Origin of the sequence: Streptomyces sp. NPDC058274 (assembly GCF_042881375.1) — a bacterium.
Classification (GTDB): domain Bacteria; phylum Actinomycetota; class Actinomycetes; order Streptomycetales; family Streptomycetaceae; genus Streptomyces.
Genome location: NZ_JBHVXW010000037.1, coordinates 1 through 13,397, shown reverse-complemented (window position 1 = coordinate 13,397; position 13,397 = coordinate 1). Strand labels below are relative to the sequence as shown.

At 71.7% G+C, this 13,397-nt stretch carries 13 protein-coding genes and 1 pseudogene; 4 read left to right on the top strand and 10 right to left on the bottom strand.

Annotated features, from left to right (window positions below; all coding sequences use genetic code 11):
* The 5 genes from ACFVYF_RS37670 to ACFVYF_RS37650 all read right to left on the bottom strand — a co-directional run.
* The coding region (locus ACFVYF_RS37670; RefSeq protein ID WP_389462565.1) for a hypothetical protein at window positions 1-1,064 on the bottom strand (1,064 nt) is incomplete at its 3' end.
* A gap of 1 nt (window position 1,065) precedes the next feature.
* A complete protein-coding gene (locus ACFVYF_RS37665) occupies window positions 1,066-1,851 on the bottom strand; it encodes a hypothetical protein (protein ID WP_389462564.1) in 786 nt (261 codons plus the stop codon).
* A gap of 39 nt (window positions 1,852-1,890) precedes the next feature.
* On the bottom strand, window positions 1,891-2,190 hold the full coding sequence (locus tag ACFVYF_RS37660; protein ID WP_389462563.1) for a hypothetical protein: 300 nt from the start codon (window positions 2,188-2,190) through the stop codon (window positions 1,891-1,893).
* Window positions 2,191-2,438: 248 nt separating this feature from the next.
* Complete coding sequence (locus tag ACFVYF_RS37655) at window positions 2,439-2,738, bottom strand: hypothetical protein (protein WP_389462562.1); 300 nt, start codon at window positions 2,736-2,738, stop codon at window positions 2,439-2,441.
* Window positions 2,735-3,289, bottom strand: coding sequence for a DUF6668 family protein (locus tag ACFVYF_RS37650; RefSeq protein ID WP_389462561.1), 555 nt, complete (start codon window positions 3,287-3,289; stop codon window positions 2,735-2,737). The genes ACFVYF_RS37655 and ACFVYF_RS37650 overlap by 4 nt, the downstream gene beginning before the upstream one ends.
* Window positions 3,290-3,536: 247 nt before the next feature.
* Here ACFVYF_RS37650 and ACFVYF_RS37645 point away from each other — a divergent pair, with 247 nt between their 5' ends.
* From ACFVYF_RS37645 to ACFVYF_RS37635, 3 genes are all read left to right on the top strand, one after another.
* Entirely contained in the window at window positions 3,537-4,547 is a 1,011-nt protein-coding gene (locus ACFVYF_RS37645; RefSeq protein WP_389462560.1) for a peptidoglycan DD-metalloendopeptidase family protein, read from the top strand.
* A gap of 20 nt (window positions 4,548-4,567) precedes the next feature.
* Window positions 4,568-5,278: a hypothetical protein gene (locus tag ACFVYF_RS37640; RefSeq protein ID WP_389462559.1), complete on the top strand. Its 711-nt coding sequence runs from the start codon at window positions 4,568-4,570 to the stop codon at window positions 5,276-5,278.
* 2,012 nt (window positions 5,279-7,290) lie between these two features.
* Window positions 7,291-8,055 carry a hypothetical protein gene (locus ACFVYF_RS37635; protein ID WP_389462558.1) on the top strand — a complete coding sequence of 255 codons (765 nt, stop codon included), beginning with the start codon at window positions 7,291-7,293 and terminating at the stop codon, window positions 8,053-8,055.
* A 79-nt stretch (window positions 8,056-8,134) separates the two neighbouring features.
* On the opposite strand, the gene ACFVYF_RS37630 is transcribed toward ACFVYF_RS37635, so the two are convergent.
* The 3 genes from ACFVYF_RS37630 to ACFVYF_RS37620 form a co-directional block, all read right to left on the bottom strand.
* Complete coding sequence (locus tag ACFVYF_RS37630) at window positions 8,135-9,082, bottom strand: M28 family metallopeptidase (RefSeq protein WP_389462557.1); 948 nt, start codon at window positions 9,080-9,082, stop codon at window positions 8,135-8,137.
* A gap of 395 nt (window positions 9,083-9,477) precedes the next feature.
* Entirely contained in the window at window positions 9,478-10,503 is a 1,026-nt protein-coding gene (gene rarD / locus ACFVYF_RS37625) for an EamA family transporter RarD (RefSeq protein ID WP_389462556.1), read from the bottom strand.
* 147 nt (window positions 10,504-10,650) lie between these two features.
* A complete protein-coding gene (locus tag ACFVYF_RS37620; protein WP_389462555.1) occupies window positions 10,651-11,511 on the bottom strand; it encodes an SDR family oxidoreductase in 861 nt (286 codons plus the stop codon).
* 91 nt (window positions 11,512-11,602) lie between these two features.
* On the opposite strand from ACFVYF_RS37620, the gene ACFVYF_RS37615 reads away from it, so the two are divergent.
* Window positions 11,603-12,019 carry a winged helix-turn-helix transcriptional regulator gene (locus ACFVYF_RS37615; RefSeq protein ID WP_389462554.1) on the top strand — a complete coding sequence of 139 codons (417 nt, stop codon included), beginning with the start codon at window positions 11,603-11,605 and terminating at the stop codon, window positions 12,017-12,019.
* A 36-nt stretch (window positions 12,020-12,055) separates the two neighbouring features.
* Here the strand turns inward: ACFVYF_RS37615 and ACFVYF_RS37610 are convergent, their stop codons facing one another.
* Complete coding sequence (locus ACFVYF_RS37610; protein ID WP_389462553.1) at window positions 12,056-13,135, bottom strand: 2-oxoacid:ferredoxin oxidoreductase subunit beta; 1,080 nt, start codon at window positions 13,133-13,135, stop codon at window positions 12,056-12,058.
* Window positions 13,128-13,397 (bottom strand): annotated as a pseudogene (locus ACFVYF_RS37605) (2-oxoglutarate ferredoxin oxidoreductase subunit alpha); the annotation flags it as partial. The gene ACFVYF_RS37610 and the pseudogene ACFVYF_RS37605, both read right to left, overlap by 8 nt.

The following is a 13,397-nucleotide window of genomic DNA, read 5'->3' as shown; positions in this document are numbered from 1 at the left end:
CCCGCGGCGGCACCGCCCGCCGCGCCCGCGCCGCCCGCACCGGCTCCGCCACCGGCGCCCCCCGCGCCGCCGCCCGCCGAGGTCCCGGCGCCCGAGGACGGCGAGCCCTGCGGACCGGCCGAACTGCCGCCGCCACCGGCACCACCCGCGGCGATGCTGACGGCGCCACTGGCCACGTTGTTGACGGCGTTGAGGGTGACCGTGCCGCCGGAGGTGGAGCCCAGCGCGGCGGTGGCCGGCACGATCAGCTTGAGCAGGGCGGGCAGCGCGAAGACCGACAGGATCAGCATGCCCATGCCCGCGATGGTGGTGTTGAGGTCGGCGCTGCCGTTCACCCCGTCCCCCTTGGTGCTCCGGGTCATCGTCGTCGCCGCGTAGATGATCAGCGCTGCCGCCGGTTTGTAGAGCAGCCAGGCCGTGAGCCAGCCGATGTGCTTCTTCCACCAGCCCTCGCCCCACCCCGTCATCGAGGAGACGGCGGCCAGCGGCAGCGTGCCGACGAGCGTGATCAGGACCCCGATGCGGATGTACATCAGGCAGATCTGCACGAAGCTCGACAGCATCACCAGCAGACCGAAGATGAGGACGAGACCCGGGTACTGAAGCGTCATCACGCCGAGGATCGTGTCCGCCGTCTCGCCGAGGTCGGACTTCGCGTACACCTCCTGGGCGTACGCGTCCGACGCGGCGGTGAGTTTGGTGACGACCGCGACGCCGATCCCGCCGACGAGCAGGACCTTCCACATGCCGTTGAACGCCTGGCGCATGGACTGGCCCTTGCGGTCGACGGCCATGCGGATCGCGGCGAAGAGCAGCGAGGCCACGGCCACATAGCCGACGAGCCAGTTGAGCTCGTTGACGATCCTGTTCATGGGCGTCTCGGCGTCGTTCGCCTCGACGTTCATCCACACGCCGTTGAGCGCCTTGAGGACCTGGGACGCGGCCTCGCCGATCGCCTTGGCGAAGGTCTCGACCGCGCCGTTCGCCAGGGCCTCACCGGTCTCGCCGAGGCCCCACTTCAGACCCTCGCCGACACAGTCGTAGACCTTCCAGGTGCACGACATGTCAGGCCTCCCAGGCGACGAAGCCGTCGGTGCCGGTGACCTTCGCCATGCCGGCGTAGATCGTGCCGTCCGGATCCGGCGCCAGCTTCCAGTCGCCGTCGTGCCACCTCACGGTGACCGACGTGGTGGCGTAGCTGGTGTTCGGCCCGCGCAGCAGGAACATCAGCGTCACCGCCTTCTTGTCGTACGACAGCACCGAGAACCCGGCGTAACCGCCGGCGTCCGGCTTGCCCGAGGTCGGCTTGTCCTCCTGCCGCGAGCGGCTCGCGACCAGCGCGTCCCGGCCCGCGCCCGGCACCACCTGCCGCTCGACCACCTCCCGCCAGCCCGGATAACTCAGGTGGTCGGTGATGGCGTGGGCCGCGAGGACGGCGCCCATCGGGGTGTGCGCGAAGCACGACCAGACGGGACCGTCGTACGTCCGCGGTCCTGCGGTCCGTGACACCGGCACCAGACCGGTGCCGTCGGCCTTCCAGGTGAAGTCCTTGGGGGCCTTGGTGGGCTTCGCCTGGTCGCTGTCGTCGGTACGGCAGCCGGCCGGCCGCCCCGCCGAGCCCCCCTTCCTGCCGTCGCCGCCGCCCTTCCCGTCGCCGGATGCGGCGGAGGGCGAGGGGGCGGTCCCGGAGGCCGCGCCGGACGGTCCGTCGTCATCGCCGCCCACCAGGGCGAAGCCCGCGATGACAAGCAGGACCAGCACGAACCCGGCCGACACGATCCAGCCCCGCTGATGCCAGAACGGCTGCTCCCACTCTCCGCTGCTCCCTCGGGACCGGCCGGAGTTCAGCATGGTGCGCTCCTCTTCGCTCGCTCGGTCGCTGGGACTGGATCAGGCGAAGACGAAGGTCACGACCGGGCCCGCGGTGGCGACCAGGACACAGCCGCCGAGGACCATGCCGAGCCGGCCCATGTGCTCCGATCCCTCGCCGCGGCGCATGGAGATCGCCATCATCGCGCCGGTGATCAGCACCCCGGCGACGCCCGCCGCGGTGCCGGCCCAGGCGAGGATGCCGAGGACCGTGTCGACCTTGGCGGTCAGCTGGCCCGGCGCGTTCCGGTTGGGGTCAGGGACCGTGCCGTCCGCCAGCAGGACGTAGTCATGGGCCTTGGCCGCGATTGCGTTGAACATGGCTCTCCCCGTTTTGGTGTGTCTTCGGTCGGCCGGCACGCCGACAACTCACTTGCTGCCATGGGCGATTGGGAGTGGGGCCGGTGTGGCGCCCGAGTTCCCGGTAGCGATGTGAGCTTGACGACCGGAACGGGTTCCGGCCAAGCGTTGTAGTGATCCAGCACCTGTCGGTGACGTGTCCGTGACAGACGGGAAGATCTCGTCACGTCGGAACAGCGTCAGAGCCAGGGCATGACAACGAAACGCGATCAGAGCCAGGGCATGACGAAGGAGACGATCGGTCCCGCCGTCGCGCCGATCACGCACGCGCCCATCACCATCAGGAACTGGCTCAGGTGCTCCTCGCCGTCACCGGTCTTCACGGCGAGCGCCATCCGCGACCCCACGATCAGCAGCCCCGCCACCCCGGCACAGCTGACCAGCCAGGCGAGCCAGCCGAGGATCTCGTTGAGCGGGCCGGTGACGGCACCGCTCGGCCCGTCGGTGATGCCGGGTCCCGCGGCGAGCGGCGTGTCCAGCGCGGTGTGCACCGTGTGCAGCAGACTCATCGGGAACCCCTTCTTCCGGTCGACGGGGCCGACGCCCCGGTCAGCCGGGCCAGTTGGTCGCACTCGCGCGGCGGCGGTCCGTCGAGCTCGCCGACGCGCCACGCGGGCACCCACGGCACCAGATAGACGTCGATCACCGAGCCGATCACCTTGATCCGCTGGGCGAGTTGACGCGGCAGCCGCCCCGGCGCGTCCGCGACCAGGACGATGGCGTCGAGGTCGAGTCCCGGCGGCGCGTCACCCCGCCGGAAGATGTCGAGGGTGTGTGAGACGGCCTCCAGACCGGCCGCGTGCGTACGGCCCACCAGGAGCACCGAACCCGGGTCGCCCCGTTCCGGGCGGGGCCAGTCGCGGCCCGCGTCGTGCCCGCCGAAGACGGCGGCGAGCGTGCTGGCCCCCGCGCCGCCGTGCGTGGCCACCCAGGCGAACCGCCGTGCGGTGACGGCGCCCTGAGCCGGCTGCGGCGGTTGTTGCTGCGGTTCCGGTCCGGCGACCGGACCGCGTATCCACACCTCGGGCCCTCGTGGCCCCTGCCCCGCGATCCCCTGCATCGCCACTCTCCTCCGTCGTCGTGCCTCGATCTTCCCGGCGCCCGGACGGAGCCGGTAACGGGGCGTGAGTTCCTGGGACGAGCCTGTGACGCCACGGTGACCCAGGACACGGGTGTGAGCCGGGAGACTCAACTGCGCCGACGCGAGGCGATCTTGAGGCGGATACGTGACCGGAACACGAAGTACACGTATCCGTACGGATCTTGAGGCTGGGGGGGAGCCGATGTCCAACGGGGGCGGAAGCACCATGACCTGGGTGGTCGGCGGCTGTCTGGCCGCGGTGATCATGCCGGTCGTGATGATGGTCGCGGTGAGCGGCTCGCCGAGCGAGGCGGCCACACCGTCGGGCGGGGGAGGCGGACTGAAGGACGGCACCGTGCCGCAGCAGTACGTGCCCTGGGTCCTCAAGGCGGGTGCCCTCTGCGAGGTCATCAAGCCGGCCGTCATCGCCGCGCAGATCGAGGCCGAGTCCGGATGGAACCCGAATGCTCAATCCCCGGTCGGCGCCGAGGGGTTGTCCCAGTTCATGCCCGGCACCTGGCAGACCTGGGGGCAGGACGACGACGGCAACGGCCGGATATCGCCGTACGACCCCGGAGACGCGATCATGGCGCAGGGCCGTTACGACTGTGCGCTCGCCCGGCAGGTCGAGGGGTACAAGAGCCGGGGCGAGGCGACCGGTGAGACCCTCGACCTCGCGCTCGCGGCGTACAACGCGGGGCCGGGAGCGGTCCACCAGTACGGCGGCATGCCGCCGTACACCGAGACCCGCAACTACGTGGCCCGCATCAAGTCACTGATCGCCAAGTACGAGTCGGTGGACGACCGGCCCGGAACACTCCCGCCGGGACAGCGGATGGCGATGCCGATCGGCGGCAACCCGCCCGTCACCTCGCCGTACGGCATGCGCATGCATCCGATCCTGCACGTCTACAAGCTGCACACCGGCACCGATTTCGGTGCCCCGGCCGGTACGCCGTTCCGGGCGGCCCGGGACGGTACGGTCACTTCGGCGGGCTGGGCCAACGGATACGGCAACCGCGTGGTGATCTCGCACGGCACCATCGGCGGCGACGAGATCTCGACCACCTACAACCACATGTCCGCCATCAGCGTCCATGTCGGTCAGAAGGTGACCGTCGGCCAGCAGGTGGGCGAGGTGGGGTCCACCGGTTACTCGACCGGCCCGCACGCGCACTTCGAGGTCATGCAGAACGGCAAGTACGTGGATCCGGCGCCCTGGTTGGGGCTGAAGTGAGGGTGAGGAGGGAGGGACCGATGCCCAGGCGTACGAAGGTAGGGACGCTCGCGCCGACGGCCGTGGCCGTCACGGCCGCAGTCGCCGTGCTGACGGGGTGCGGACTGCAGGACCATCGACAGGTGGGCGCGGCGGGCCCGTCCGCTTCCGCCGATCCCTCGGTCGCGCCGAAGGCACCGCTGCCGTCCGGCAAGCCGCTCGGCGCGGACGCGCGGGTGCCCAGCCCGTCGGCGGTGGACCGGGCCGACGCGACCGAGGTCTCCCGTGCCTGGGCCGAGACGGCCTACAGCTACGACACGAAGTACGACACCGGTCCGCACGACGCGATGCTGCGCTCCGTGCGCTGGTGCACGGCCAAGAAGGCCGCCGCCGAGCGTGCGTACCGCCCCGCGGCCGGAGCCGGCAACGACTGGAACACCTGGGCGGACCACCAGGCGTGGACTACCGTCGCGCTGACGGCGGACGACGACGGCGACGCGCCCTCCGACACCCGCACGCTGGCCTACCGCGCCCTCTTCGTCGAGGGCACCGCCCACGGCCGCGACGGCTGGACGGGCACCGGCCCGCGGGCCGACGTCTTTTTGAAACTGGTGCGTCCGGGTACGGGCAAGGCGTGGCGTGTGGCGGAGGTGACGTCGGTGGAGGCAGCGGTCCCGCCGTCCGCGCCGGCTTCCTCCTCGTCCCCCGCCGCCCTTTCCGCCCTGTCCTCCTCCACTGACCGACCCGAGTGAGGGAACGGATGTCTCGACTCAGCCGCGAACAGAAGCGGGAACTCAAGCGGGAGCAGCAGGCGGCTTCGGCACGGGCCGCGGCCGCGGGGGCGGGGGCGGGGTCCGGGGTGACCCCGATCGACGTCCATGTGCCGGCTTCGGCCGGTGGCGCGGGGGCGGACGCGGGAGCGGGAGCCTTGGCCGGCGCGGGTTCCGGTGGCTCTGGTGGCCTGGCCGGTACGGGGCCGGGTGGCTCTGGGGGCTTGGCCGGTGCGGGTTCCGGTGGCTCTGGGGGCTTGATTGGGTTTGGCCCCGGGGCTTCCGGGGGCTTGGCCGGCGGGGGGCCGGGCGCTGCCGGGCATGTGGCCGGGGCAGGAACGGGTGCTTCCGGGGCCACGGTCGGCGGGATGCCGGTCGTCGCGGGGCCCGGGGAGGCGATCCAGGACGCCGTCCTGAACTACCTCCACCGCATCGCCCTGGCCACCGGCCACCCCGTCCTCGCCACGATCAACGACGAGACCATCGGCTACACCGTCCCCCTCCAGGTGTACGTCGACGGCTCCAGCGAGTACGCGGGCACGCCGGTCCGTTTGAGCCCACCGGTGGGCGCCGCGACGCAGGACGCGCCGTCGGCCGGCCGACAGCCCCTGAGCCCGGGGCCGGTGCCCCCGGCGGAGGCGTCGACTGCCACGCCACCTGCGGCGGGGGTCACGCCTGGGGTGGGTGCTGCGCCGGGGGTCACGCCTGCGGCGAGTCAGGGGTCTGCGAGTACCGGGTCTGCGGGTGCCGGATCCGCGGGTGCCGGACCTGCGGGTGCCGGACCTGCTCCTGTGCCTGCGCCCGCTCCTGTGCCTGCTCCTGACCCCGCTCCTGCGCCTGTTCCTGCACCCGCGCCCGCGCATGGGGACGGGCCGGGTGCCGGGTCCGCGCCCGCGCATGGGCACGCGCCCGGTGCCGGGCCGGACGTCGTGCGGGCGCCGGGCGTCGTTCCTCCTCTGCCGCCGTTGCCACCGAGCACTCCGCCCGCACCGGCCGTCGCGTCCGCGCCCAGTGACGCGGCGCCGGCGCCGGCCCCACGCCGTGACAAGTCGACCCACGTGCTGCGCGCGGTACCGGATCCGACACCGACCGCGCCCGCAGCGGACGACGTCCAGGTACCGGATCCGACACCGACCGCGCCCGCAGGGGACGACGTCCAGGTACCGGCTCCGGCACCGACCGCGCCCGCCCCGGACCTCGCGGCAGCGGGTGCGCCGCCCGTGCCGCCCGCGCCGCCCGCGCCATCCGCGCCATCCGCGCCGGAGACTCCCGCTTCGGGCACAACGGCCGTTCCGCACCGGCCGGTTGCCCCGGCGGCGGACGGCGCTGACCAGCCCACGCCGGTCCCGCCCGCGAGCGGGACCAGCGCCCCGACGTTCCCCCTGCGAGCTGTACCGGAACCGACGTCGGCGGCCGCGCCCGCGTCGGAGCCGGATTCGGCGCCGGCCGAGAAGGAGGGGTCGGTGCCGGTCGGCGGCACCGTCGCCACGTTCGTCCTGCGGGCGGTTCCGGAGTCAGCGGCGGGTGCCGTCCGGCCGGTGACCACCACGCCCGGTCTCGCGCAGACGTTGCCGGGCCTCCCCGCATCGGCGAAGCCAGCCGCCACCGAGCCGCCGTCCGACATGGTTCCGGAGGCGTCGGCCCCGGCGTCCGGGACGGTCGCGTCGCCGAAGGGTGAGTTCGGTCCGGTCACTTCGGTTCCGGTTGATGTGTCGGAGCCGGAGTCGGCGGCGTCCGAGGTGGTTCGGGAGGCGTCGGTCCCGGTGTCCGGTGCGGTCGCGTCGCCGAAGGGTGAGTTCGGTCCGGTCACTTCGGTTCTGGTTGATGTGTCGGAGCCGTCGGCGGCCGAAGCAGCGACCCCGGCTCCCGGTACCGTCACCGCACCCACAGGTGAGTTCGGGCCGGTCTCCGCCCCCGAACCCCAGCCCCTACCGGCTCGCGCCCCGCTGCCCGCGCGGGCATCCGCGCCCTCCTCGGGCTCGGAGTGGAAGGCCGTGCCCTCTTCCGGGCTCATTCCGATGGTGGACGCGGAGACGGAGGCGGAGCCCGCGCCGGCGCCGGAGTGGAACGCCAAGCCGGCTCCTGGAACGGCGGTGGCCCCCGTCCCCGGGGCCACGACGACTCCCCGGCGGCCGGCCAGGCGGCCCGAGCCGTCGCTTCCGGTCCTGGAGCCCGAGCCCGAGCCGAAGCCCACCCCCGCACGGGGCTTCGACGCGGTGGCCGAGGCGGTGCTGGCACCGGTGGCGGAGGCGGGCGCCACGGGGACCTCCCGGCTCGCGGCGTCCATGGCGCGGATCAACGAGGCGGTGAAGCAGGGCCGCATCGAGGAGGCCGCCGGCATGGCGGAGGTGGCCGTCGCGGAGGCGTCGGCGTCCTGGGGCCAGGAGCACCCGGAGGTGCTGAAACTACGCGAACTGACCGCGTACATCGCCTACTTGGCCGGTGACGCGCTCAGGTCGTTCCATCTGTCCCTCGACCTCGCCCGGCTGCGGCGCCGGCAGGGGGACCCGGGTGCCGCGTACGGCAACGTACAGAGTGCCGCCGCGGCCTGGCGTGCCGTCCGTGACCCCTTGCAGGGGCTGCACCTCGGGCGCGACCTGATCGGCGTATGGACCGAGCTCACGGCGGACGGCGGCCCGGCCAACGACGACCTGGAGCAGCTCGACAGCGCCCGCAACCGTATGGGACGCCTCGCCGAACGCGCCCGCGTCCTCGCCGACAACCCGTACAACCGGGACTCGCACGCCGAAGGCCGGTGACCCCGACGGAACGCGGCCGCGGGCCGGGCATGCCCCGGACCACGGCCGCGTTCCACGCTCAGTGGCAGGTCAGGCGGCTCTAGGCCGACAGCTCCCAGACGGCGTACGCCAACGCGTCCCCGTTCCGGTCGAGTGCCGTGTCGTCGATGTTCGTCGACTTGTCGCAGGCGGAGTGGTAGCAGGCGTCGAACGCCTTGCCCGCCGTACCGCCCCACTTGGCCGCCTGCGCGGTCGTCTTGATGTAGTCCGCGCCGCTGAACAGACCGCCGACGGGGATGCCCGCGCTCTTGAAGGGCGCGTGGTCGGAGCGGCCGTCGCCCTCGGTCTCGATCTCCGTGGGGACACCGATCCCCGTGAAGTAGGTCTTGAAGGTCTTCTCGATGGCCGGGTCGTCGTCGTAGACGAAGTAGCCGGGGTTCGGCGAGCCGATCATGTCGAAGTTCAGATAGCCGCTGATCCGCGAACGGTCGGTGGTGGCGAGACTGTTGACGTAGTAGCGCGATCCCACCATGCCCAGTTCCTCCGCGCCCCACCAGGCGAACCGGAGGTGCTTCGTGGGCTTGTAGCCGGCGCGGGACACGGCGAGCGCGGTCTCCAGGACCGCCGCGGAACCGGAGCCGTTGTCGTTGATGCCGGGGCCCGCCGTCACGCTGTCGAGGTGGGAGCCGGCCATGACGACCTTGCCGGTGTCGCCGCCGGGCCAGTCGGCGATCAGGTTGTAACCGGTGCGGCCACTGGACGTGAACTGCTGGACGGTGGTGGTGAATCCGGCCGCGTCCAGCTTGGCCTTGACGTAGTCGAGTGAGGCCTTGTAGCCCGTGCGGCCGTGCGCGCGGTTGCCGCCGTTGGCGGTGGCGATGGACTGGAACTGGGCGAGGTGGGCCTTGACGTTGGCCACGGGGAGGTCGGGCGCGGCGGCCGCTGCCACGGGGGCGGGGGCCGCCCCGGCTATGGATCCGCCGACGAGCAGCGTGGCGACCGCGGCGACAGCGGTCGCCTTGGCGCGCCCAGGAATGGAGAGCTTCATGGTGGGGGGCTCCGGATTCCATAGGGATCCCCCGGCGTGCCCATGAGTGGTTCATGGCGGCATCCGAGGGACTCCACAGTGAATGGGGTGCCTGGATGGTGAAGCTGGGACTGACCCGTCGTCAAGAGCGGTATTCGGTCAGGGGAGTTCGTATACCGGTCACCCCCTCATCCCCTTGCGTCCACCGGCGATCCTCTCGCCCCTGTGTGTCCGCTGGTCGGGCCCTGGCTCCCTTGGTCGGGCCCTCGCTCCTTCGCCGTGCCGGCGTACGCACCGTTCGTACCGGTCGGCGCCGGCGTACGCACCCTTCGTACCCGTCGGCGCCGGCGTACGCACCCTTCGTACCCGTCGGCGCCGCCCAGCCCCGCGCCCGGCATCTCGGCGGTGACCGCGGTCTACGGCTTGGCGTCCACGGGGCCGGGGCCGGGGCCGGGCCCGGCCGCCACGCTGTCCGCCTTCCGCGTGGCACTGACCGTGCCGGTGGCGACGGTGCTCCGGGGAGCGTTGATCTCGGCCCGCAGCGTGCGGGCCGAGCGGCGCGCCGTGCGCAGCGCGTCGAAGGTGAGCAGCGACAGCGCGAGCCAGACCAGCGCGAACCCGGCCCAGCGCTCGGGCGGCATGGCCTCGTGGAAGTAGAGGATGCCGAGCAGGAACTGGAAGACCGGGGCCAGGTACTGCAGCAGGCCCAGGGTGGAGAGCGGGACCCGGATGGCGGCCGCGCCGAAGCAGACGAGGGGGAGTGCGGTCACGACGCCCGTCGACGCGAGCAGCGCCGCGTGTCCCGCGCCCTGCGTGGCGAACGTCGAGTCGCCGCGCGCGCCCAGCCACAGCAGATAGGCCAGCGCCGGCAGGAACTGGACCGCCGTCTCCGCGGCCAGTGACTCGATGCCCCCGAGGTTGACCTTCTTCTTCACCAGGCCGTACGTCCCGAAGGAGAAGGCGAGGCAGAGCGAGATCCACGGCGGACGCCCGTAGCCGACGGTGAGCACGATCACCGCCGCGAACGCGACGCCGACCGCGGCCCACTGCGCCGGCCGCATCCGTTCCTTGAGGACCAGGACGCCCAGCGCGATGGTGACCAGCGGATTGATGAAGTAGCCGAGGGAGGCCTCCACCACGTGGCCCGCGTTCACGGACCAGATGTAGACGCCCCAGTTGATGCTGATGACCGTCGCCGCGACCGTGACCAGGGCCAGTTTGCGCGGCTGCCGCAGCAGCTCACCCAGCCAGGCCCAGCGCCGCAGCACCACCAGCGCGACCCCCACCACGGCCAGCGACCACACCATCCGGTGGGCGAGGATCTCGATCGCCCCGGCGGGCTTCAGCAGCGGCCAGAAGAGGGGGACGAGCCCCCACATGCCGTACGCGGCGAAACCGTTCAGCAGGCCTGTCCGCTGCTCGCCCTTCGACTGCCCGGCCACCGGCACCTCCCGTTGCTCCGCTGCTTCCGTGCAGCCTCCCCGAAGGTAGCGCCGAGCACCCCCGCCTGTCATGCCCGTATCGCCATACGGTCATGACAGGCGGGGGTGCTCCGACGGTCCCGGCGCCGGGACCGGCGTCCGCTGTGGTCAGGCGGTCTTGAGCGCCGCCGTGACCGCGTCCGCGAGCGGCGTGGTCGGGCGCCCGGTCAGCCGGGCCAGATCGCCGTCGGTACGGGCGAGCAGCCCGCGCTCGATGGCGCCGTCCACGTCGACCAGGAGCGCTGCGAACGACTCGGGCAGTCCGGCACCGGTGAGGATGCCCCGCAGCACCTCGGCGGGCACGTTGTTGTACGCGATCTCCCTGCCGGTCTGCCCGCTCAGCTCGGCCGCGTACTCCGCGAAGCTCCACGCGGTGTCGCCGCTCAGCTCGTACGCCTGGTTCTCGTGCCCCTCGCCGGTCAGTACGGCGACGGCGGCGGCCGCGTAGTCGGCGCGCGCGGCCGAGGCGACCCGGCCCGCACCGGCGCTCTGCACGACGGCGCCGTGCTCCAGGACGGGGGCGAGGTTCTCGGTGTAGTTCTCGTGGTACCAGCCGTTGCGCAGGAACGTGTACGGCAGTCCGGAGCCGAGGATCGCCTGCTCGGTCGCCTTGTGCTCGTCGGCCAGCAGGAAGTCGGCGTCCGGACCGCCCAGGACGCCGGTGTACGCGAGCAGCGCGACGCCCGCGCCCTGCGCGGCGTCGATCACGGCCTGGTGCTGGGGCACGCGCTGCCCGACCTCGCTGCCGGAGATCAGCAGCACCTTGTCGCCCGCGGCGAAGACACCCTCGAGGGTCTCGGGCGCGCTGTAGTCGGCCACGCGCAGCTCGACACCGCGATCGGCCAGATCGGCGGCCTTCTCCTTGTTGCGGACGACGGCCGCGACATCGGCGGCCGGGACCTTCTCCAGCAGTCCGTCGATGACGAGACGGCCGAGGTGGCCGGTGGCTCCGGTGACGACGATGCTCATGCGGAAACAACTCCTTGTGGGTGGGTTCGCCACTCACTTTAGGAGCTGCACTAACTTCTGGAAAGTACCCACTTTGAAGTAAGGTACTGGCATGGCCGTAAGTAACCGGAAGGCGGACGGCGAGGCGATGTGCCCGTACCGCCTGGTCCTCGAACATGTCACCAGCCGCTGGGGCGTCCTGGTCCTGATCGCGCTGATGGAGCGTCCGTACCGCTTCAGCGAGCTGCGCCGCGCCATCGGCCGGGTCAGCGAGAAGATGCTCACCCAGACGCTGCAGACCCTGGAGCGCGACGGTCTCGTGCACCGGGACGCGCATCCCGTCATCCCCCCGCGCGTCGACTACTCGCTGACCGGCCTGGGCCGCGAGGCCGCCGAGCAGGTGGCCGCCCTGGCCGGCTGGACCGAGCACCGAATGGACGCGGTCATCGAAGCCCGCGAGACCTACGACAGGTCCCGGACGCAGGACCGCCGGCCCCGCGCCCAGGCAGACGAGAAGGCCCGGACCTGAGGGTCCGGGCCTCGTGGGACGTACGGCGGGACGCCGTCAGCCGACGACCGTCCAGGTGTCCCCGCCCGCAAGCAGCGCCGACAGGTCGCCCTTGCCGTTCTGCTCGATGGCCGCGTCCAGCTGGTCGGACATCTGCGTGTCGTAGACCGCCCGGTCCACGGAACGGAAGACGCCGATGGGCGTGTGGTGCAGCGTGTCCGGGTCGGCGAGGCGGGAGAGCGCGAACGCCGTGGTCGGGGAGGGGGAGTGGGCGTCGTGGACCACGATCTGCGACTCGTTCTCCGGCGTGACGGTGACGACCCGCAGATCACCGGTGAGTTGGTCGCGGATGACGCCCTTGGTGTTGTCGGTGCCGAAGCGGATCGGTTGGCCGTGTTCGAGGCGGATGACGGCTTCTTCGGCCTGTTGCTTGTCCTTGAGGACTTCGAAGGCGCCGTCGTTGAAGATGTTGCAGTTCTGGTAGATCTCGACCAGTGCGGTGCCGGGGTGGGCGGCGGCTTGGCGGAGTACCTCAGTGAGGTGTTTGCGGTCGGAGTCGACCGTCCGGGCCACGAAGGACGCTTCGGCGCCGATGGCCAGGGAGACCGGGTTGAAGGGCGCGTCGAGCGAGCCCATGGGCGTCGATTTGGTGATCTTGCCGACTTCGGAGGTGGGTGAGTACTGGCCCTTGGTCAGCCCGTAGATCCGGTTGTTGAAGAGCAGGATCTTGAGGTTGACGTTGCGGCGCAGGGCGTGGATGAGGTGGTTGCCGCCGATGGAGAGGGCGTCGCCGTCGCCGGTGACGACCCAGACGCTCAAGTCCCGTCGGGAGGAGGCGAGTCCGGTGGCGATGGCGGGGGCGCGGCCGTGGATGGAGTGCATCCCGTAGGTGTTCATGTAGTACGGGAAGCGGGATGAGCAGCCGATTCCCGAGATGAAGACGATGTTCTCCTTCGCGAGACCCAGCTCGGGCATGAAGCCCTGCACGGCTGCGAGGATCGCGTAGTCACCGCAGCCGGGGCACCAGCGCACTTCCTGATCGGACTTGAAGTCCTTCATGGACTGCCTGGCCTCGGCCTTGGGCACGAGGGAAAGCGCCTCGATCGAGCCCGTGCCTTCCGTGGTCGTCTCAGCCATCGATGGCCTCCTTGAGAGCCGTGGCGAGCTGCTCTGCCTTGAACGGCATTCCGTTGACCTGGTTGTACGAGTGCGCGTCCACCAGGTACTTCGCACGGATGAGCGTGGCGAGCTGACCGAGGTTCATCTCGGGGATCACCACCTTGTCGTAACGCCCCAGCACGGCCCCGAGATTCCGTGGGAAGGGGTTGAGGTGGCGCAGGTGGGCCTGGGCGATGGACTCCCCGGCCGCGCGCAGCCGGCGTACGGCGGCGGTGATGGG